The organism is Actinomadura sp. CNU-125, from assembly GCF_001942465.1.
GTDB lineage: Bacteria > Actinomycetota > Actinomycetes > Streptosporangiales > Streptosporangiaceae > Spirillospora.
Window position 1 is genome coordinate 1 of the sequence record NZ_MKJY01000602.1, and the last position, 18,907, is coordinate 18,907.

Annotated in this window: 17 protein-coding genes and 1 pseudogene; 12 read left to right on the top strand and 6 right to left on the bottom strand. The window is 73.8% G+C overall.

Translation table 11 applies throughout. The features are described from left to right. The first annotated feature begins 313 nt into the window (after positions 1–313). The 5 genes and pseudogenes from BJF79_RS49725 to BJF79_RS56915 form a co-directional block, all read left to right on the top strand. A complete protein-coding gene (locus BJF79_RS49725) occupies positions 314–1,204 on the top strand; it encodes a hypothetical protein (protein ID WP_075907522.1) in 891 nt (296 codons plus the stop codon). A 17-nt stretch (positions 1,205–1,221) separates the two neighbouring features. After that, on the top strand, positions 1,222–1,353 hold the full coding sequence (locus tag BJF79_RS65120) for a hypothetical protein (protein ID WP_262403726.1): 132 nt from the start codon (positions 1,222–1,224) through the stop codon (positions 1,351–1,353). A 13-nt stretch (positions 1,354–1,366) separates the two neighbouring features. Continuing rightward, entirely contained in the window at positions 1,367–2,206 is an 840-nt protein-coding gene (locus BJF79_RS49730; RefSeq protein WP_075907523.1) for a glycosyltransferase, read from the top strand. Then, positions 2,203–3,423 carry a glycosyltransferase family 4 protein gene (locus tag BJF79_RS49735; protein ID WP_075907524.1) on the top strand — a complete coding sequence of 407 codons (1,221 nt, stop codon included), beginning with the start codon at positions 2,203–2,205 and terminating at the stop codon, positions 3,421–3,423. The genes BJF79_RS49730 and BJF79_RS49735 overlap by 4 nt, the downstream gene beginning before the upstream one ends. A 117-nt stretch (positions 3,424–3,540) precedes the next feature. Then, positions 3,541–5,511: pseudogene (locus BJF79_RS56915) on the top strand (alpha-(1->3)-arabinofuranosyltransferase family protein); the annotation flags it as partial. Between the two features lie 2,179 nt (positions 5,512–7,690). Here the strand turns inward: BJF79_RS56915 and BJF79_RS49745 are convergent. Together BJF79_RS49745 and BJF79_RS49750 are read right to left on the bottom strand one after the other, a co-directional pair. Then, entirely contained in the window at positions 7,691–8,917 is a 1,227-nt protein-coding gene (locus BJF79_RS49745) for an acyltransferase family protein (RefSeq protein ID WP_075907526.1), read from the bottom strand. After that, entirely contained in the window at positions 8,914–9,696 is a 783-nt protein-coding gene (locus BJF79_RS49750) for a class I SAM-dependent methyltransferase (protein ID WP_075907527.1), read from the bottom strand. Before BJF79_RS49750 ends, BJF79_RS49745 begins: the two co-directional genes overlap by 4 nt. Positions 9,697–9,838: 142 nt before the next feature. Here BJF79_RS49750 and BJF79_RS49755 point away from each other — a divergent pair, with 142 nt between their 5' ends. Together BJF79_RS49755 and BJF79_RS49760 are read left to right on the top strand one after the other, a co-directional pair. Continuing rightward, positions 9,839–11,005 carry a DUF3068 domain-containing protein gene (locus BJF79_RS49755; protein ID WP_158079544.1) on the top strand — a complete coding sequence of 389 codons (1,167 nt, stop codon included), beginning with the start codon at positions 9,839–9,841 and terminating at the stop codon, positions 11,003–11,005. A gap of 162 nt (positions 11,006–11,167) precedes the next feature. Then, on the top strand, positions 11,168–12,277 hold the full coding sequence (locus BJF79_RS49760) for an NAD(P)H-dependent flavin oxidoreductase (RefSeq protein WP_075907529.1): 1,110 nt from the start codon (positions 11,168–11,170) through the stop codon (positions 12,275–12,277). Positions 12,278–12,355: 78 nt separating this feature from the next. Here BJF79_RS49760 and BJF79_RS49765 read toward each other — a convergent pair whose 3' ends face one another. Further along, positions 12,356–12,736, bottom strand: a complete 381-nt coding sequence (locus tag BJF79_RS49765) for an Mth938-like domain-containing protein (RefSeq protein WP_075907530.1) — start codon at positions 12,734–12,736, stop codon at positions 12,356–12,358. A 278-nt stretch (positions 12,737–13,014) separates the two neighbouring features. Here BJF79_RS49765 and BJF79_RS49770 point away from each other — a divergent pair, with 278 nt between their 5' ends. The 5 genes from BJF79_RS49770 to BJF79_RS49790 all read left to right on the top strand — a co-directional run bounded on the left by BJF79_RS49770 (position 13,015) and on the right by BJF79_RS49790 (position 17,602). After that, positions 13,015–14,685, top strand: coding sequence for a TROVE domain-containing protein (locus tag BJF79_RS49770; RefSeq protein ID WP_075907531.1), 1,671 nt, complete (start codon positions 13,015–13,017; stop codon positions 14,683–14,685). Positions 14,686–14,728: 43 nt separating this feature from the next. Next, positions 14,729–15,430 (top strand): MerR family transcriptional regulator, encoded by a 702-nt coding sequence (locus tag BJF79_RS49775; protein ID WP_075907532.1) that lies wholly within the window; start codon positions 14,729–14,731, stop codon positions 15,428–15,430. Between the two features lie 87 nt (positions 15,431–15,517). After that, complete coding sequence (locus BJF79_RS49780) at positions 15,518–15,868, top strand: DMT family transporter (protein ID WP_075907533.1); 351 nt, start codon at positions 15,518–15,520, stop codon at positions 15,866–15,868. Continuing rightward, positions 15,865–16,191 carry a DMT family transporter gene (locus BJF79_RS49785; protein WP_075907534.1) on the top strand — a complete coding sequence of 109 codons (327 nt, stop codon included), beginning with the start codon at positions 15,865–15,867 and terminating at the stop codon, positions 16,189–16,191. Before BJF79_RS49780 ends, BJF79_RS49785 begins: the two co-directional genes overlap by 4 nt. A gap of 10 nt (positions 16,192–16,201) precedes the next feature. Next, a complete protein-coding gene (locus tag BJF79_RS49790; protein ID WP_158079545.1) occupies positions 16,202–17,602 on the top strand; it encodes a hypothetical protein in 1,401 nt (466 codons plus the stop codon). Positions 17,603–17,660: 58 nt separating this feature from the next. Here the strand turns inward: BJF79_RS49790 and BJF79_RS49795 are convergent, their stop codons facing one another. Genes BJF79_RS49795 through BJF79_RS49800 form a run of 3 tightly spaced genes read right to left on the bottom strand, consistent with a single transcriptional unit; the run spans position 17,661 to position 18,876 of the window. Further along, positions 17,661–17,951: a hypothetical protein gene (locus BJF79_RS49795; protein WP_075907536.1), complete on the bottom strand. Its 291-nt coding sequence runs from the start codon at positions 17,949–17,951 to the stop codon at positions 17,661–17,663. Positions 17,952–18,004: 53 nt separating this feature from the next. Further along, the gene (locus tag BJF79_RS65125) at positions 18,005–18,325 is read right to left on the bottom strand and encodes a hypothetical protein (RefSeq protein WP_262403727.1); all 321 of its coding nucleotides are present in this window, start codon (positions 18,323–18,325) and stop codon (positions 18,005–18,007) included. Beyond that, positions 18,286–18,876, bottom strand: a complete 591-nt coding sequence (locus BJF79_RS49800; RefSeq protein WP_262403728.1) for a sigma-70 family RNA polymerase sigma factor — start codon at positions 18,874–18,876, stop codon at positions 18,286–18,288. The genes BJF79_RS65125 and BJF79_RS49800 overlap by 40 nt, the downstream gene beginning before the upstream one ends. Positions 18,877–18,907 lie beyond the last annotated feature (31 nt).

Consider the following 18,907-nt stretch of genomic DNA (forward strand, 5'->3'; position numbering starts at 1 on the left):
TGTCCCGGGCTTCGCGGCGCTGGTCGTCGCGGATTCGCGGGGCGGCGGGCGGCGGGGCGGGTGGTCGCGGCGGCGGCGCTGCTGAGCCTGCCGTGGCTGGTGCCGGGCCTGCTGCGGCCGGGCGGGGTGCCGGGGGACGACGCGGCCGTCGGGCAGTTCGCGGCCCGTGCGGACACCCCGTTCGGGGCGCTCGGCAGCCTGCTGCTGCTGGGCGTGGTGTGGAACGGCGAGACGGTGCCGGACGGGTACGGGGCGCCCCTGACGGCGGTGCTGTGGCTGGTCGCGGAGGTCGGCGCGGCTGGTCGCGTACGGGGTGTGGACGCGGGACGAGACGTGGCGGCGGGGCTTCGCGGCGGCGGGCGCGGCGGGGTTCGCGGTCGCGGCGCTGGGGGCGGTCGCCGAGCCGGTCCTCGCGGGGCTGATCGGCGCGTGGCCGGGGTTCGCGGTGCTGCGGGACGGCCAGCAGTTCGTCGCGCCGCTCGCGGTGGTGATCGCGGTCGGGGCCGGAGTCGCCGCCGACCGGGCCGCCGAGGCGCGGTTGCCGCTGGTGCCCGTGGGGCTCGCGGTCGTTCCCGTGCTGCTGCTGCCGACGCTCGCTTGGGGTGCGGCAGGAGAACTGCGGGCCGTCCAGTATCCGGACGATTGGGCGCGCGCGCGGCAGATCATCGAGAGCGACCCTGCGGAGGGTGACGTCCTGCTCCTGCCGTGGGCGCAGTACCGGAGCTACGAGTGGAACCACGGGCGGCGCGTCCTGGACCCGCTGCCCCGCTACCTGGACCGGCGGGTGATCGTCAACGACGCCGTCACGGTCGGCCGGACGAGCGTCGCGCCGGAGGACCCGCGCGCCGTGCGGCTCGCGGCGGCCGCCGCGTCCGGGGAACCGGAGGCGGCGACGCTGCGTGACTCGGGCGTCCGGTACGTGGTGGTGGATTCGGAGATCGACCGGTTCCGGCCGATCGGAGCGGAACGGGTGCTGCAAGGGCCCCACCTGGCGGTATACCGGGTGGGCGGGCCCGTGGCGGGAGTGGACGAGCGGGTTCCCGCAGCACCCGTGGTGGTGGGGTGGGCTATCGCGAGCGCAGGTGTTTTCTGGTCAATTGTGTGTCCAGGTACTAGCCTGAGCATCCCGTTACTCGGGAGTATCAAAGCGCGTTCACCCCGCCGTGACCGACGAACCCGCCCAGAATCACGAACCCCGCCATAACGACGAAGGGCCCCCTGATGCGCATCGTCATCGCCATCGTGGTCGGAGCGCTGCTGGCCACCGGCACCTCGCTCGGCGCCGTGCAGCTCGCCAGTTCCTCGCAGGAGGACCCGGTCATCGAGCCGCTGTACAACTACGGCGAGCGCTGATCCTCCCGCCGCCATGGGGACCTGGTGCGCGGGCCCCGTCCTGCTGGAGATCGTCGTCCCGGCCCACAACGAGGCCGGTCGGCTCCCGGCGGGCCTCGGCCTGCTCAGCGACAAGCTCGCCGGACTGCCGGTGCGCGCCGAGGTGATCGTCGTCGACAACGCCAGCACCGACGGGACGGCCGAGATCGCCCGCTCCTGGCGCGGCCCGGTCCGCGTGCGGGTGGTGCGGTGCGACCGGCGCGGCAAGGGCGCGGCCGTCCGCGCCGGGCTGCTCGCCACGCGCGCCCCCTGGGTCGGGTTCATGGACGCCGACATGGCGACGGACCTCGCGGCGCTCGACGACGTCCTCGAACTGCTGGGGGACGGACGCCAGGTGGTGGTCGGGTCGCGCCGGCACGACCGGTCGGTCGTCCAGGCGTACGCGCTGCCGGTCCGCAGGCTCGGGGCGGTCACGTTCAACCGGATCGTCCGGGACCTGGCGGGCGGCATCGCCGACACCCAGTGCGGGTTCAAGTTCTTCGCCGGGCCGCTGGCGCGCGCCGCCGCCGCCGACCTGCGCACCGCGGGCTTCTCCTTCGATGTCGAACTGCTCGCGCACTGCGTGCGGCGCGGCGCGGAGGTCACCGCGATCCCCGTCGTCTGGCGCGACCGTCCGGGGTCGACGTTCTCGGTGCGGCGGCATTCGCTGCGCTGCCTGATCGACCTCGCACTGATCCGTGCGCGCGCGGGCAGCGGCGGGCCTTTGCAGAGCGTGCGCGTCCCGGCGCAGGCGTCCGCGCCGTCCGGTGAGGCGCCGGGCGCGGTCGCGGTGCGCGAGACGCCTCGCGCGGCCTCGGGCTACGGGCGGGGATGAGCACTCGCCTCGCGGTCGTCAACTGGCGTGACCCCTGGCATCCGGCCGCGGGCGGCGCCGAACGCTACGCGTGGGAGGTCGCGCGGGGAATGGCCCTGCGCGGAGCCCGCGTCACCTACATCACCGCCCGCGCGCGCGGGCAGCGGCGCAGGGAACGGGTAGAGGACGTCACGTTCGTGCGGCTCGGCGGACGGTTCACCGTCTACCCGCTCGTCCTGCTGTGGCTGCTCCTGCACAGGCGGTCGTTCGACACGGTCATCGACTGCCAGAACGGCATCCCGTTCTTCTCACCGTGGGCTTTGCCCCGCCGTGTACCGGTGTTCTGCGTCGTTCACCATGTGCACGATGACCAGTTCGGCATGTACTTCCCGCCGTGGATGGCCTGGGTCGGCCGTGTGCTGGAGGGGCCGGTGAGCCGCTGGACGTACCGGCGGCACGCTTTCGTGGTCGTGTCTCCGTCCACTTTGCGTGCCGTCCGTGAACGACTCGGCTGGACGGGCCCGGCCCATGTCGTCCACAACGGTTCCGTGGTCACGGACGCGAACGTGGAGGACGCCCCGGGAACGCGGGGCGATCCCGACCTCGTGTGCGTGACCCGGCTCGTCCCCCACAAGCGGCTCGACCTGCTCCTCGACCTCGCCGAACGCCTCGCCGCGCGCCGTCCGGGCCTGCGCCTGCACGTCGTCGGGGACGGCCCGGAGGCGTCCGCGCTCGCCGGCGGGATCGCCGCGCGCGGCCTCACCGGCGTCGTCGTCCCGCACGGCTACGTCTCCGAGGAGGTCAAGGCGGCCCTCGTCGCCCGCGCCGACCTGCACCTGTCGACGTCGCGGGGCGAGGGCTGGGGGCTCAGCGTGATCGAGGCCGCCGCGCTCGGCGTCCCGACCGTCGCGGGCGACGTCGACGGGCTGCGCGACGCCGTCCGCGACGACGTCACGGGCTGGCTCGTCCCGCCCGGCGGCGACTTCCTCGACGTGGTGGAACGTGCCCTGAAGGAACTGGACGACCCGGACCGCCGCGCCGCCGTCGCCGCCGCCTGCCGGGAGCGCGCCGCCGGGTTCGACTGGGACCGGACGACCGCGCGGGTGGCCGCGCTCGTCGCCGCGGCCGTCCCCCGGTACGGTGACGCGACGAATCACGGTGCGAACCGGCACGGGCGCACGACCCACGAGCGCGCGACGGAAGGGGATCGGCGGGACCATGGCCGTCGGAGAGGCTGACCCGCCTCGCGCGGACGTCCGGCCGCCGGACCGGCCGAAGGACCGGCCGATGGACCCGGACGCGCGGCGGCGCGGCTGCGCGACCGGCTGCGGGCGATCGCGTGCTGCTGCGCGCTGATCGCGCTCGCGTTCAGTACGCGGCCGGGCTCGATCCTCGCCGACACCAAGATCGACATGGCGGTGAATCCGCGGGGGTTCCTCGGCGGCGCGCTGCACCTGTGGAGCCCCGAGCAGTTCGGCCAGTTGCAGAACCAGGCCGTCGGCTACCTCTTCCCCATGGGCCCGTTCTACGCGCTCGGCGACCTCGCCGGGGTGCCCGCGTGGATCACCCAGCGGTGCTGGCTGGCGCTGCTGATGTGCCTGGCGTTCACCGGCACGCTCCGGCTCGCCGGGCGGCTCGGCGTCGGCGGCCCCCGGTCCCGCGCGTTCGCCGCGATGGCGTACGCCCTCGCGCCGAACGCGCTGTCGACGCTCGGGCTGATCTCGTCGGAGTACATGCCGGTCGCGATGCTGCCGTGGATCGTGCTGCCGCTGGTCGGCGCCATCACCGGGGACACCGGACGGCTGCGCGCGGCGGCCCGGTCGGGCCTGGCCGTCGCGTGCTGCGGCGGCATCAACGCCACCGCGACGCTCGCGGTCCTGGTCGTCCCGGCGATCTACCTGCTGACCCGTCCGCGCGGCACGTTCCGGGTGCGGCTGGCGGCCTGGTGGTCGGCGGCCGTGGCGGCGGCGATCGCCTGGTGGCTGATCCCGCTGACGCTGACCGGCACGTACGGGTTCTCGTGGCTGACCTACACCGAGAAGGCGTCCACGACGACCGGCCCGACCGGGCTCGTCAACGCGCTGCGCGGCGCGGAACGCTGGGTGAACTACCTGGTGGCGGACGGGCAGATCTGGTCGCCGGTCGGGTACGGGCTGTCGCTGACGCCGCTCGCGATGCTGTGCACGGGCGTCGTCGCGGCGCTCGGGCTCGCCGGGCTCGTCGGCAGGCTGCTGCCGGAGCGGACGTTCCTGCTGCTGACGCTGCTCGCCGGGCTCGCGATCCTGACGACCGGGCATATGAGCGACCTGCCGGGCCTGTTCGCCGGGGACGCCCGCGCGCTGCTCGACGGCGCCCTCGCCCCCTTCCGGAACCTGCACAAGTTCGACGCGGTGATCCGGCTGCCGCTGGCGCTCGGCCTCGCGCACGTGCTCGTCGCGGCGGCGCGGTGGCTGAAGCTGCGGCGTCCGGACGAGGACCCCGCGCTCGTCTACCCCGAGCGGACCGGGCTGCGCGCGCGGTTCCGCGCCGCGGCCGTCCTGCCCGTGGTCGCGGCGGTCGCGCTCGGCGGCATCGGCCTCACCGGCGCCGCCCGCGGGCTCAGCGGCTCCGGCGACTTCAAGGAGGTCCCCGGCTACTGGAAGGACGCGGCGTCCTGGCTGAACGACCGCGCCGGACGGCAGGGCGTGCTCGCCGTCCCCGGTGCGGCGTTCGGCGAGTACCTGTGGGGCCGCCCGATGGACGACATCGTGCAGCCGCTGCTGGACACGCGCTGGGGCGTGCGGCAGCTCGTCCCGGCCGGATCGCCCGGTTACACGCGCGCGCTCGACGCGATCGAGCTGCAGGCCAGGAGCGGGCAGCCGTCCCCGGGGCTGAGCGCGTTCCTCGGCCGGATGGGCGTCCGGTACGTCCTGGTCCGTAATGATCTGCGCCGGGAGAGTCTGGACGGCGGGCGGCCCGCCCGCGTCCACGAGACGCTCGACGGCTCGCCGGGGCTGCGCCGCGTCGCGACGTTCGGCCCGCCGGTCGGGCACGCCCCGGTGGACGACGCGGTCTCGGCCGTCGACCAGCCGTACCCCGCGCTGGAGGTGTACGAGGTCGAGGGGGCCGAGCCCGTCGCGACGCTCACCGAGGCCGCCGACCCCGTCCGCGTGTACGGGGGGCCGGAGTCGCTGCTGACCATGGCGGACGGCGGCGCGCTCCCGGACGGGCCCGTGCTGCTGAACGACGACGCGGCCGACCTCGGCGGGACCCCGGTGGTCACCGACTCGCCGCGGCTCGTCCGGCGCAACTTCGGCGAGCTGCACCTGACGTCGCACACGCTCGGCGCCGCGCACCGCGGCGAGGCCGCCGACGTCCTCGACGACGGGTGGGAGCGCTACGCCACGCACGTCGCCTACGGCGGCGGCGTCCGGGACGTGACGGCGTCGTCCGCAGCGTCCGGCGAGGACACGGCGCCCGAAGGGCACCTGCCGGGCGCCGCCCCGTTCGCGGCGCTCGACGGCGACCCGTTCTCGGCGTGGCGCACCGGCGGGTTCGACGGCCCGCTCGGGCAGTGGCTCCGCGTCGACTTCGACCGGCCGCGCGACGTCGGCGACCTGACCGCCGCGTTCCTGACGAGCGACGCGCTCGGCCCGGCGGTCACGCGGGTCGCCGTCGAGACCGAACGCGGAACCGTCGAACAGGACGTCCAGCGCACCGCCGACGCGCAGCCGCTGCGGGCGCCCGAGGGGGAGACCCGCTGGGTGCGGATCCGCATCACCGCGCTGGTCGCCGAGCCCGCCGAACCCGGGTTCGCGCGCGCGGGCATCAGCGAGCTGACCGTCGGCGGCGTGAAACCCACCCGCACCTACACCATGCCCTCCCCGGGCAAGACGGACGGACCCGCGACGTACGTGATGAGCCGCGTGCCCGGCGGCAAAGCGTCGTGCATGCGGGGAAGCGCGCGCTGGGTCTGCTCGGACGACCTCGGCGTGCGCGGCGAGGAGGGCGACGGCTTCGACCGGACGTTCACCTCCGCGACCGCCCGCGACGTGCGGCTCACCGGCACGGCCGTCCTGACCGACCAGGAGCTGATCGACCGGTACACCGAGGCGAAGGGGCAGCCCGTTGTCAAGGCCACCTCCACCCTCACCGCCCACCCCGCCAACGGCCCCCGGTCCGGGTTCGACGGCGACCCGGCCACCGCCTGGATCGCGAAGCCGGACGATCGCGCGCCCGCGTTCGCCGTCGCGTGGGGCAAGGCGCGTAAGGTCGCGTCGGTCGAGCTGCGCCGCCCGCCGGGCGCGTCCGGGCCCGCCCGGGTGCGGATCGAGGGCGACGACGGCGAGACCCGCGAGGGCCTCTCGGACGGCGCGGGCCTGCTCAGGTTCGCCCCGATGACCACCGACCGGATCAAGGTCACCTTCCTGGACCAGCGGCGGATGCAGTCGATCCAGCTCACCGACCTGGTCGTCCCCGGCGTCGAGCCGCTGCCGGACGTGCGCGGCGCCGACCTCGAACTCCCGTGCGGCTTCGGCCCCAAGCTGCGGATCGGCGGGAAGACCGTCCGGACGAAGGCCGCGGGCACGTTCGGCGATCTGCTCGCGGGCCGTCCCGTCCGGTTCGCGGCCTGCGACCCGGTGCCGCTGGAGGCGGGCGAGAACCGGCTGACGGCCGTCCCGCTCGACACCTACCGGATCGAGACGGTGATCGCGGGCGGCGGCGAAGCCGGGGCGGCGAAGGCGAAGCAGGCGAAGGCGAAGCAGGCGAAGGCCGGGGCGAAGCCGTCGCCCGTCGAGGTCGTGAGCTGGGAGTCCGGCTCCCGCGAAGTCCGGGTGGACGCCGCCGCGACGTCGTTCCTCACCGTGCACGAGAACTTCAACGAGGGCTGGCGGGCCACCGTGGACGGTGCCGAACTGCGGCCCGTCCGGCTCGACGGGTGGAAGCAGGGGTGGATCGTCCCGGCCGGGACGCCGCGGCGCCGTCGAGCTGACCTACACGCCCGACCGGGCGCAGCTCGTCTCCGTCGCGGGCGGGCTCGGCCTGCTCGTGCTGCTGCTGGCCGTCACCGTCCGCCCGTCCCCGGCGCCGCGCCGGACCCCGCGCCCGCCCCCGGTCCCGTCCTCGCGGCCGGCGCGGCTGGCCGATCTGGGCGGCGCTCCCGTTCGCCGCCGTGCTCGGGGCGTGGGTCGGCGGCGTGCCGGGCGCGCGCCGTCGCCCTCGGCGTCGCCGTCGAGTGCGGGTGGGCGCGCGACCGCCGCTCCGCCGCGCTGCTCGCGATCGCCTCGCCGTGGCCGGTCGCCGCGGCGATGGTCGCCGGGACGGCCTGCCTCGCCGTCGGCGTCCGCTGGGACCTGCTGGGCAACCCCGCGAACCCGTCCGGCGCGCTCGGCGACGTCGCGCCGCAGGTCCTCGGGCTGGTGATCGTCGGCCGGCTCGCGATCGAGCTGTGGCGGCCCCGCCCGTCCGCGCCCGGCTCCGGCGGCCCGGGCCCGATCTCGGTCAGCTGGGACGCACCGGGCGCGACTAACCCCGGAACCGCCGCGCGACCGCCTGCATCGGACGTTCCACCAGGTAGTAGCTCAACGCCGCCGCTGCAATGGACGCCGCGGCCAGCACCGGAAGATCGGTCGGGACGCTCCCGCGGAAGGTCCGGTCGAGGATCTCGTAGTAGGCGACGATGATGATCATCTGCCAGAGGAACAGCCCGTAGGAGACGCGGCCGAGGAACCGCATCACCGGGTTGCCCAGCGCCGCGCCCATCGCCCGATGCTCCGGCGGCGCCAGCGCCACCGGCGCGACGAACGCCAGCGCGCACGCCCCGAACAGCACCATGTGCAGCACCGACGTCCACGGCCCGCCGGACTCGGCGAGGCTGAGCGGGCCGGTCGCCGGGGTGGCCGCGACCACGAACAGCATCGCGGCCGCGACCCAGCACGCCGCCCACGAGTCCGCGACGGCGTTGCACAGCGCGGCGACGGGGCGGCGCTCGTCCAGCCGCGCCCACACCGTCACCACGGCCAGCGCCATGCCGAGTGCGAACCAGACGAAGTACCGGGGGAGCCACACCCCCATCTGGGTGTTCCGCTCAGGAAAGTAGGCGAGGAGCGTAAAGGGGAACGACAGTGCCCCGTACACACCGATGGCGAGCAGTAGCCGCTTGGCGATTGTCCCCATGTCGCCTGTGCGCGCGCGCCTGACAGCCCAGCTCAGCACAGCGGCCGTAAGGGGCAGCGTCACGTACCAGGCGACCTCCACCGACAGGCTCCACAGCTGCCCCAGGTGCGCGGGCCCGAGATCGGACGACCACCAGGGGTCGGGCACGTAGACCTGCGTGAACGTCAGCAGCGACACCCAGGTGACCGGGTCGCCGATGTGAGCGCGTCCTGCCGTGACCATGTAGACCACGATCAGCACCCAGTACGCGGGGACGATTCGCAGCGCGCGCTTGACCAGATACCCGCCCGTTTGCGGCGCGGGCCGCCCGTCCAGCGCCGCCGTCGCCCAGGGCCGGTACAGCAGCAGCCCCGACAGCGTGAAGAAGATCGCCACCCCGACCTGACCGCCGTTGAACAGCCAGCCGGCGCCCTCGCCCCGCGTCGTCGTGCCCGCCGAACTCGCCACGTGCACCAGCAGGACGGCCAGCGCCGCGACCGCGCGGACTCCGTCCAGCGGCGCCTGGTGCCCGGTGACCTGCGGTGCCCCCGCACGCGCGGCGGTCCGCTCGTCCGAGCGCGAGTAGCCGGTCGTCATCGGCGGCCCTCCAGCCCCGTCGCGGGTTCGGCTCGCTTGCGCAGCACCAGCACGAGGTTCCACGTGGCGATCTCCCGCAGGCCCGGCACGCGCACGACCGGCCGCGCCCATCCCGGGTGGTAGCGCGGCAGGACGTCCAGGACGTCGACGTCGTCGCGCCCGCCCGCCCACGCGAGGGCGCCCGCCACCGACACGGCGTGCAGGCTCCGCCCGTACCGGTTCTTCGGCGGACGGCCGTGGCGACGCTCGTACCATCGCGCGGCCCGGTCCCCGCCGAAGTAGTGCCACGGGGACGTCTCGTGCCCGCCCCACGGCGACAGCCAGTTCGTGAACGACAGGTACACCGTCCCGCCCGGTCGGGTCACCCGCACCATCTCCCCGGCCATCCGCCAGGGATCCGGGACGTGCTCCAGGACGTTCGAGGAGAAGCACACGTCGGCGGCGGCCGTCCGGAACGGCAGCGCGAGCCCGCTGGCCACGACGGTGTTCGGCCCGGGACGGCCGTGCGCGCTCAGCTCACCGATGTCCGGATCGACTCCGATGCAGCGCGCGCCAGCCCCCTCCAGCGCGCGCGCGAAGAACCCCGAGCCCGTCCCGACGTCGACGACCGTCGCCCCGTCCAGTTCGGCGTACGCCCGGAGCTGGGTCACTGTGTCACGTGCCAGCAGGCCGTAGAACCGCTCCGGATCGCCGCTCTCGTGCCGGAACGCGCTGAACAACCGCACCGAGCGGGCCAGCGTCGCGCGGTGCGCGCGCGGCTCCAGGCGCACCGAGACCATCGCCACCTCGGTCCGTACGACGAGAAAGTACAGCGGGAGCTTACCGGCCGGTACACCACGTGCGGGAGTCCTGTTAGCCTGACCCGACACACGCCGGAGACGGCCCCCCGGCCGCGACTGGACGGCACTCCCGGAGGTGTTCATGCGGCGACGGGTCGGACTGCTCCTGATCTGCCTGGGAGCATTTTTCCTCACCCTCGCGCCCCTTGCCCGGTTCTACGTGGCGGAACAGGTCGTGCGCGCGCCCCTGAACCGGTACCAGGTCACGCACCTGGAGTCGCCGAACAGCACGTACTTCGACCAGGCCGAGCTCAAGACGAAGACGAACGTCACGCTCCTCGCGACGAACACCGTCCGCGGCGACGTCCGGGCGAACAACGGCAATGACGACATCGCCGTCTGGGACTCGACCACCAACATCTACGACAAGGCGAACCCGAAGAACCCCGTGCAGATCCAGGGTTTCCGGATCGCCTTCAACAGGGAGACGAGCGAGCTCGTCAACTGCTGCGGCGTCCACGTGGACGGCGACGGCAACGTGCGGATGAGCGGGTACGGGCTGCTGTTCCCCATCGCCAACGTCAAGAAAACCGACTACCGGTTCTACGACATGACGACCAAGCAGCCCGCGCCGATGAAGTTCGGCGCGGTCGAGCAGGTCGGCGGCATCAGCACCTACCGGTTCACCCAGCACGTCCCGCTGACGAAGACGGGCGCGGTCGAGGCCAAGCTCCCCGGGACGATGCTCGGCCTGGAGGACGGCACGGCCCACCAGGTCGACCGCTACTCCGAGGCGTACAACACCGTCTGGGTGGATCCGCGCACGGGCATCCCGATCAAGCACCGCAAGAACATCCGCAGCACCGTCCGGACCCAGGACGGCCGGGGCGAGATGATCGTCGCGCAGGCGGACCTCGTCACGACCGCCGCGGACCAGAAGAAGGCCGTCGACCTCGCGAACGGCACCGCCCTGCAGATCGACATGGTGCGCATCTTCGTGCCCGGCGCGGCCGTCCTGCTCGGGCTCCTCGGCCTGCTCATCGGCGGGATCATGGGCCTCGGCCGCGACGACGCGCCGCCGCCCCCGCCGCAGGCCCCGCGCCGCTCCGACGGCAAGTTCGGCGACGTGTCGCCGCCGCGCCCGGGCAAGAAGGACGCGGGCAAGAAGGACGCGGGGAAGAAGGACCCGGCGAAGGACCCCGGGAACGAGGCCGGGAAGAAACCGGTGAAGAAGGCGGCGAAGCGGAAGGCGCCGCCGCGCCCCGGCGGGCGTCCCGCGCCGACGAAGAGACCCGCCCGCCGAGCCTGACCCCGTCGAACGCCGCCCGGCCGCCCGCCGGGCGGCTACGCCATGCCCGGGCACCGTCGCCCTGATACCTGTTCTAGGCGCGACCATCCGCACCGCCATGACGCTGAAATCCCTAACTAGAACCTGTTGCAGTTTCGTGGATTCGCGCCTAGGGTCGGGGCTGTGCGGACACGAGCTACCGAACTATTCGGCATCGAGTACCCGATCTTCGCGTTCAGTCACTGCCGCGACGTCGTCGCGGCGGTGAGCCGCGCCGGCGGCATGGGCGTCCTCGGCGCCCTGTACTTCACCCCCGAGGAGCTCGAACTCGAGCTCAAATGGATCGACGAGCACGTCGGCGGCAAGCCCTACGGTGTGGACGTCGTCATGCCCGCCAAGTACGAGGGCGCGGAACTCGGCGACGCCGAGGAGATGCTGGGCAAGCTGCAGGGGATGATCCCCGCCGAGCACCGCAAGTTCCTCGACGACCTCCTCGCCGAGCACGGGGTCGAGCCGTCCACCGAGACCGCGCACCGCGCGCTGCTCGGCTGGACCGACCAGACCGCCCGACCCCAGGTCGAGGTCGCGCTGCGGCACCCGATCGCGCTGCTCGCCAGCGCGCTCGGCCCGCCGCCCGCGGACGTCGTCGCGGAGGCGCACGAGAAGGGCGTCAAGGTCGCGGGCCTGGCCTCCAACGCCCGGCACGCCCGCAAGCAGACCGACGTCGGCGTCGACATCATCGTCGCGCAGGGCACCGAGGCGGGCGGCCACACCGGCGACGTGTCCACGATGGTCCTCATCCCCGAGGTCGTGGACGCGGTCGGCGACGAGACGGTCGTCCTCGCCGCGGGCGGCATCGGCCGCGGCCGGCAGATGGCCGCGGGCCTCGCCCTCGGCGCCGACGGCGTGTGGACGGGCTCGATCTGGCTGACCGTCGAGGAGGCCGACACCCCCGAGCGCGCGATGCCGAAGCTGCTGGAGGCGTCCTCGCGCGACACCGTCCGGTCCCGCGCGTGGACGGGCAAGCCCGCCCGCTTCCTCAAGACCGCGTGGACCGACGCGTGGGAGAGCGAGGACTCCCCGGGCACCCTCCCGATGCCCATGCAGTTCATGCTGATCGCCGACGCGCTGCCCCGCATCTCGCGCTCCGGCGACGGTGAACTGGTCACGTTCCCCGTCGGCCAGATCGTCGGCTCGATGAACCAGGTGAAGCCCGCGAGCCAGGTCGTCTACGACCTGATCGAGGAGTACGTCGAGTCGATGGACCGGCTCAACTCCATCACCGAGGATTGATGATCGTCCGCCGTCGCGCTGGGGTGGCGCGGCGGCGGTCGCCGTCCGGCGGCCGGTCCGGCGGCCGCCGTCCCGGCGTCAGCAGGTCGAATGGAACAGGCCGCCGACGGCGCGCGACACGGCCGGCCCGTTGTAGAGCCGCACCGCCTCGGTCGTCTCCTCGACGTGCACCTCGACGCCCGCGTCCGCCAGGACCCGGAGCGTCTCCGGCATCGTCTTCAACCGCAGTTCCATTCCCCGGCTGAGCACGACGACGTCGCATCCGGCGTCGAGGAGTTCCCGCACGTCACCGGGCCGGATTCCCGGATCGTGCCGGGTTCCGTGCTCGTTCCAGTCCCATTCGCGGCCGCCGCCGGGGTAGAGCTTGAAATCCTTCCCCGCAGGGAGGCCCTCCACCTCCATCCGCCCCCACGAAACGTGCGTGACCTGGGGCGACACCCGGGGCGACTCTTTTTCCATGGCCCGATGCTTTCACGCCGGACCGATAATCGGGATGCCCCGATTCTCCGCGTCGCCTATGGTCTTGGGAACCGTGCTCGGGAGGGCGGGTCGAAGTTCGTCGGTTATCCGGTACAGCGGGTTACGGGTTCGAGTCCCGTGGCCGGGGAAACCCGGTGTAGCTCAATCGGCAGAGCAGCTGTCTCTTCCGGCGGCATCACCACATCCGCCCTCCCGCACGGTTCTCACTCGCAAGGCGCGGCGAACGCGCAGAGAAGGCGACGAACCCGAGGCCCGTGATGACGCATGACCCGCTCGCTTCCGTCTCGGCCGTCCGGACGCCGCAGGACCGTCCGATCCCGGGCCGGGAGGACGAGCAGGTCCGCAACAACGCGGGCGGCCACGGCTTCGCCAAGGACCTGTGGACCCGCCTGGAGGACTTCCTCGTCCTCGGCACCGACGGCGGCACCTACTACGTCGGCGAGGACCGCCTCACCGCCGACAACGCGAAGTCGGTGTTCGACGCCGTCCGCGCCGACGGCGTCCGGGTCGTGACGCTCGCGACGGAGATCTCCACGGCCCGCCCGCCGCGCGCCCCGAAGAACCGGCCCGCGCTGTTCGCGCTCGCCGCCGCGTTCGCCGGGGGCGACCCGGAGACCCGGCAGGCCGTGAAGGCCGCGCTGCCCCGCGTCGCCCGCACCACCGACCACCTCGCGTCCTACTTCGGGTACCTGAAGAACCTCGGCGGGAAGGCGTCCCGCGACCGCGGCACCGCCCCCGTCACCGGACGCGCCGCGCGGTCGGCCCTCGCGTCCTGGTTCCTCACCGGGGACGTCGACCGGGTCGCGTGGCGCGCGTGCAAGGCGCGGCAGCGCCGGACGCCGCAGGGCGAGACGTTCGAACTCCGCGACGCGCTGCGCATCGCGCACCCGAAGACCGACGATCCGTCCCGCCGCGCCCTGTTCGGCTGGATCGCCGGGAACGTCACCGACGCCGAGGCGCGCGACCGCGTCCCCGCGATCGACGCGTACCTGACCGCCCGGTCCGTCACCACCGCCGCCGACGCGATCGCCGTCGTCCGCGACCGCGGCGTCCCGTGGGAGTTCCTGCCCGACGCCGTCCTCACCGAGCCCGCCGTGTGGGACGCCCTCGTCGACACGATCGGGACGACCGCGCTCATCCGCAACCTGTCCCGGATGGCCCGCATCGGCACCCTCGCCCCGATGGCCGACGCCACCCGCCGCGCCGCCGCGCGCCTCACCGACGCCGCCGCGCTCGCCGAGGCGCGGATCCACCCGATGGACCTGTTCCTCGCCCTGCGCGTCCACCGCTCCGGCAGGTCGCAGCCGCACGTCCGGGCCGACGTCCAGACCTGGACGCCCGTGCCCGCGATCGTCGACGCCCTCGAAGCCGCCTACGAGCTGTCGTTCGGGCACGTCGAGCCGTCCGGACGGCGGCTGCTGATCGCCGTCGACTCGTCCGGCTCCATGACGTGGGGACGCGGCGTCACGCTGGGCGGCTCGAAGCTCGGCGACTGCTACGGGATCGCGAACGCGATGGCGGTGATCCTCAACCGGATCGAGGGCGCGGACGCGCACGTCATCGACGTCGACACGCAAGTGCACGCCTCGAAGGTCACGCCGCGCACGAACCTGCGGGAGATCGAGGGCTGGCGGCCGTCCGGCGGCGGCACGAACCTCGCGCTGCCGTTCGAGCACGCGACGCGCGAACGGCTCGACGTGGACGGCTTCGTGATCCTCACCGACAACGAGACCTGGGCCGGTCGCCGCCACCCGACCCAGGCGCTGGACGAGTACCGCCGGACCGTCAACGGCGCCGCCCGCGTCGTCGTCGCGTCCATGGCGGCGAACGGCCACACCATCGCCGACCCCCGCGACGGCGGCGTCCTCAACACGGCCGGGTTCGACGCGTCCCTGCCGATGATCGTCAACGGCTTCGTCCGCGGGTGACAGAATCACCTGGTCACCATCCGCCGGACCTTCGAACGACGACATGACCCCGAAAGCTTTGCGGCCGATCGACCTGGCCCGCGAGCACGGCCTCTCGGCACAGGCCGTCCGCAACTACGAGGACGACGGCATCCTGCCCCCGGCCGGGCGCAGCGCCAGCGGCTACCGGCAGTACACCGCGGTGCACGCCCGGGCCCTGCGCGCGTTCCTCGCCCTCCGCGCCGGATACGGGCACCGGACCGCCACGGAGATCCTGCGGGCCGCGAACCGGGGCGACGACGGGACGCTCTTCCGGCTGATCGACGAGGCGCACGCCGAGCTGCTGCACGAACGGGACGTCCTCGACCAGGTCGCCGCCGCGCTCGGCGACCTGACGGCCGCACCCGCCGTCCCGTCCGGCGACGGGCGCGGGGAACTGTCCATCGGCGCGCTCGCCCACCGGCTCGGCATGCACCCGGCGTCGCTGCGCAAGTGGGAGGACACCGGCCTGCTGCGCCCGCGCCGCGACCCCACCGGCCAGCGCCGCTACGCGCCGGACGACGTGCGCGACGCCCACGTCGTCCACCAGCTCCGGCGCGGCGGCTACCCGCTGAGCCGGATCAAGGTCTTCATCGATCAGCTGCGGTCCGCGGGGACCACGACCGACCTCGAGGAGATCCTCGCCGAATGGCGCGTCCGCCTCCGGCACCGCGGCCGGGCGATGCTCGCGGCGGGCGCGCACCTCGACGACTACCTGGAAGGTTGAGTTTCTGCTCTCGCGTGGTGCACGGCGGTCCGGCCTGCGGCGGATCGCCCGTGTCCGTCCTGCTCCGCAGGGGGACGGAGGCATTCGATGAAGAAGTGGACGTTCCTGCTGGCGGCGATCCTGCTGGAGGTGACCGGCACGCTCTCGCTGCGCGCGGCGGTGGACCGGCCCGCCTGGTACGTGCTCGTGGTCGTCGGCTACCTCGGCGCGTTCACCGCCCTCGGCTACGCGCTGCGCACCGGGCTCGGCGTCGGCGTGGCCTACGGGGTCTGGGCCGCCGCCGGTGTCGTGCTGACCGCGGTGCTGGCCGCCGTCCTGTTCGACGACCCGCTCACCGCCGCCATGGGCGTCGGCATTGCGCTCGTCATCGCCGGGGTCCTGTGCGTGGAGCTCGGATCGCAGCACGCCCCCCGCGAGGAACCGGAGGCGTCCGCATGACCTGGCTGTACCTGACCGGGGCGATCCTCACCGAGGTCACGGGCACCCTCTCCCTCCGCATGGCGTCCCAGCCCGGCGGGCACCGCGGGTGGCTCGCCGCCGTGGCCGCCGGGTACCTGGCGGCCTTCGCCTTCCTGACGCTCGCGCTGTACGACGGCCTCGGCATCGGCGTCGCCTACGGCATCTGGGCCGCCTGCGGCGTCGCGCTGACCGCCCTCGCGTCGCGCGTGCTGTTCGGCGAACCGCTGACGAAGATCATGGGCCTGGGCATCGCCCTGATCGCCTCGGGAGTCCTGTTCATCGAACTCGGCGCCGCCCACTGACGAAAACCGGATGCAGCCTCCGACTCGCCGGGTTAGCGTCCTCATCACCCCGCTCCCCGGACGGGAGGACGATCGGGTGCGCGACGACACCGGCCGGTACGGGCTCGCGGACGACCCCTGGATCCGCCTCCAGGACTTCCTTCTCCTCGGCACGACCGGCGGCGCCTACGTCCCCGGGCGGGACCGCCTCACCACGGACGACCCCCGCGAGGTGATCGATGCCGTTCGCACCGACGGGGTACGGGCCGTGATGTTCGCGGTGGAGTCCGGGGCGGCGCGGCCCGCGATCCGTCCGGCGCTCTTCGTGCTCGCGGCCGCGTACGTCCACGGGGACCGGGGGGCGCGGCAGGCCGTACGGGACGCGCTGCCGCGGCTCGCCCGCACCATCGACCGCCTCGACGACTTCATCGGCTTCGTCGAGTCCCTCGGCGCGCCCACCGCCGTCACCGAAGCGTGGGCGGACTTCGGCCCCCGCCTCCTGCACGACGAAAACCACCGGAACACCGAGCAGGCGCGCGAACCGGCCGCGCCGCCGGACGACCTGGTCGACTCGATGGCCCCGGACACGCTCGTCCGAAACCTGGCCCACCTGACGCGGCACGGGGTGCTCACCGCGAAGGGCGACGCCACCCGCCGCGCCGTCGCGCGCCTCGCCGACACGCGGCTCCACCCGTGCGAGCTGTACCTGGTCCTGCGCGCCTACCAGTCGGGGCGCGCGCAGAAGTATTGGCGCGACCCGGTGCACGACTGGACGCCGGTGCCCGCGCTCGTCGACGCGCTCGACGAGGCGTACGAGTCGTCGTTCGGCCGCGTCGAGCCGGTGCCCGGACGGCGCCTGCTCATCGTCGTCGACGGGTCGAGCCGGGACTTCGGCGACGTCCACTGGGAAGGCTCCCGGATCGGGACGCCCTACGCGGTCGCCAACGTGCTGGCGGGGATCTTCAGGCGGATCGAGGGCCACGGCGTCCGCGTCGTCGAGGCGGGCAGCGGGTTCGCGACCTGCGAGGTCGACCCGCCCGCGAATCCGCGGGAGGCCGTGCGCCGGTCCTTCTACTTCGAGCGGCTGGACCTGGCGCACGCCTTCGCGTGGGCACGCGAGAAGGACCTCGACGCGGACGGTTTCCTCATCCTCACCGGCCACGGAACCTGGGCGGGCCAGCGGCACCTCTCGATGGCCCTGGCGTCCTACCGGCACATGGTGAACGGTTCCGCCCGCGTCGTCATGGCCTCCTTGGCGGCCGACACCGTCACCGACCCGGGCGACCCGGGCGTCCTCAACGCGGCGGGCGTGGACGCGTCGCTGCCGACGCTCGTCAACGGATACGTGCACGCCTTCCCGGAGCGTTTCCCCGGCGACCGGGCCTGGAAGAGCCGTCCCGGCGGTTCTGCGCCCACGGCGTCGCCCGGGTGAAGCCCCGTCGGCTCCCGGCTCGCCGACGCCGAGGGACGGCGACGGCGCGGGCGGGGGTTCAGCTCGCCGCCTCGTCGAGTCGGTTCGCCAGCGTCAGATAGGTCTCCGACCACCCGCTGCTGATCGCGATCTCGCACAGTGGGGCCGTCGGAAGGAGCAGGTGGCGCAGGTCGGGCAACCGGCTCGCGTCGCCGCGGCGGAGCCGGGCGGCGTGATCGCGCAGGTCGCACACGAGTTCGTCCTCGCTCGCGTAGCGGTGCTGCCACGTGAGGTCCTGCGGTCCGGCCTGCACGATCGCCAGCAGCGCCTCGACGATTTCGAGGGCCGCGTCCGTGCCGCGCGCGTTCATCGGTCGTTTCTCCCGCCGCTCGTCCCGGACAGGTTAGTGCGGCGGTCCCGCCGTCACGCGACCCAGGACGGCACGATCTGCCCCAGCCGGACCGGGTCGGTCAGGCCGTGGATCGCGGTGATGGTGCCGTCCACGACCGTGAACGAGAGGACCGTGACCGGCCGTCCGCCGATGGTGATGACGACGCCCGGGCCGCCGCCGACGAGCGCCGGATGCGCCAGCGCCTCGGGACGCGCGAACGTCGTCGCCTGCGTGGCGATCTCGCGCGCGCCGTGGAGCACGGACGTGCCGGCGGGGGTCTGCGTCCGCAGCTCGGCCTCGGGGGCCAGCACGGTCAGCAGTTCGGCGATGTCGCCCCGGCCGACCGCCGCCATGAACGCCTCGACGACGTCGCGGGCCGCGGCGTGGGCGTCGGCCGCGGCGCGCCCGCCCGCAGCCGTCCCCGGGCCCGGCTGGCGAGCATCCTGGTGGCCGGGGTGCTCCGGCCGAGGACGGCCGCGATCGCGTCGAACGGGACCTCGAAGACGTCGTGGAGCACGAACGACACCCGTTCCGCCGGGGTGAGGGCGTCCATGACGACGTACAGCGCGAGGCCGACGGAGTCGGCGAGGACGGCCTCGTCCTCGGGATCGGGCAGGGAGTCCCGGTCCGCGTTCCGGGGGAGCGTGCCGAGGTCGAGTTCGAGGGGCTGCTCGCGTCGTGTCCCGCGCCTGCGCAGGGCGTCCAGGCAGATCCGGCCGGTCACCGTGGTGAGCCAGCCGCGCAGGTCCTCGATGTCGCCGCGGCCGGCCCGGGCGAGCCGCAGCCACGTCTCCTGGACGGCGTCGTCCGCGTCGGCGTGCGAGCCGAGCATGCGGAACGCGATCGCGTGGAGATACGCCCGCTGGGTCTCGAACTCCGCGGCGAGGTCGTCGTTGTCGGTCACGGCTCTCCTTGGCGTACGGCGGTGTCACCAC

Coding starts and splice junctions, on each gene's coding strand:
- BJF79_RS65120 (WP_262403726.1), top strand. CDS start 1,222: ATGCGCATCGTCATCGCCATCGTGGTCGGAGCGCTGCTGGCCACCGGC.
- BJF79_RS49730 (WP_075907523.1), top strand. CDS start 1,367: ATGGGGACCTGGTGCGCGGGCCCCGTCCTGCTGGAGATCGTCGTCCCG.
- BJF79_RS49735 (WP_075907524.1), top strand. CDS start 2,203: ATGAGCACTCGCCTCGCGGTCGTCAACTGGCGTGACCCCTGGCATCCG.
- BJF79_RS49745 (WP_075907526.1), bottom strand. CDS start 8,917: ATGACGACCGGCTACTCGCGCTCGGACGAGCGGACCGCCGCGCGTGCG.
- BJF79_RS49750 (WP_075907527.1), bottom strand. CDS start 9,696: ATGGTCTCGGTGCGCCTGGAGCCGCGCGCGCACCGCGCGACGCTGGCC.
- BJF79_RS49755 (WP_158079544.1), top strand. CDS start 9,839: ATGCGGCGACGGGTCGGACTGCTCCTGATCTGCCTGGGAGCATTTTTC.
- BJF79_RS49765 (WP_075907530.1), bottom strand. CDS start 12,736: ATGGAAAAAGAGTCGCCCCGGGTGTCGCCCCAGGTCACGCACGTTTCG.
- BJF79_RS49770 (WP_075907531.1), top strand. CDS start 13,015: ATGACGCATGACCCGCTCGCTTCCGTCTCGGCCGTCCGGACGCCGCAG.
- BJF79_RS49775 (WP_075907532.1), top strand. CDS start 14,729: ATGACCCCGAAAGCTTTGCGGCCGATCGACCTGGCCCGCGAGCACGGC.
- BJF79_RS49780 (WP_075907533.1), top strand. CDS start 15,518: ATGAAGAAGTGGACGTTCCTGCTGGCGGCGATCCTGCTGGAGGTGACC.
- BJF79_RS49785 (WP_075907534.1), top strand. CDS start 15,865: ATGACCTGGCTGTACCTGACCGGGGCGATCCTCACCGAGGTCACGGGC.
- BJF79_RS49790 (WP_158079545.1), top strand. CDS start 16,202: ATGCAGCCTCCGACTCGCCGGGTTAGCGTCCTCATCACCCCGCTCCCC.
- BJF79_RS49795 (WP_075907536.1), bottom strand. CDS start 17,951: ATGAACGCGCGCGGCACGGACGCGGCCCTCGAAATCGTCGAGGCGCTG.
- BJF79_RS65125 (WP_262403727.1), bottom strand. CDS start 18,325: ATGGCGGCGGTCGGCCGGGGCGACATCGCCGAACTGCTGACCGTGCTG.